This is a genomic window from Microbulbifer okhotskensis, assembly GCF_023895975.1.
GTDB classification, from domain to species: Bacteria; Pseudomonadota; Gammaproteobacteria; order Pseudomonadales; family Cellvibrionaceae; genus Microbulbifer; species Microbulbifer okhotskensis.
The window spans coordinates 1-474 of sequence record NZ_JALBWM010000379.1; the positions used below are offsets into that span (position 1 = coordinate 1).

At 38.8% G+C, this 474-nt stretch carries 1 protein-coding gene; it reads left to right on the forward strand.

Annotated elements, in window-relative coordinates; all coding sequences use genetic code 11:
• Window positions 1–219 precede the first annotated feature (219 nt).
• On the forward strand, window positions 220–474 hold a 255-nt coding region (locus tag MO867_RS22595; protein ID WP_252473368.1), incomplete at its 3' end, for a hypothetical protein.

The following is a 474-nucleotide window of genomic DNA, read 5'->3' on the forward strand; positions in this document are numbered from 1 at the left end:
ACTTAGGGCGAGCTGTGCCTAGTTTCTGCAGTCTTCAAGGCTCACAGGGTTATTACAGATTTATCCGGAGGCTCCCTAGCGGCCCATGCGGAAAATGATGTAATTAATAAAAATACCTTTGAGAATGCCTATATTCGTAACAATGTATTGCTCTGAAAAAGTGAGAAAACAAAGTTACAAAATTAACCGCAAGGACTACTAGAGAATTTTGGAAAATAAATGAAGTTTGAATTGTCAAAGAGTGATTGTTGGGTTGCGAATGAAACTCTACCTTCGTGGGTTGGTTTCAGAGAAGTAATAAGCGATTATAGTGAGGTAAGCCCACATACTCCTTCGGAAGGTCGTATCCAAATAGTTTTTGCCCCTGAAGGACGTGACAATACACCGATTAATAAAAAAGAACAGAGTCTGATAGATTGGTATATAAAGCATGAATCTTCAGTGTCAACCTCGTTACTTGATGGTTTGGAAAAA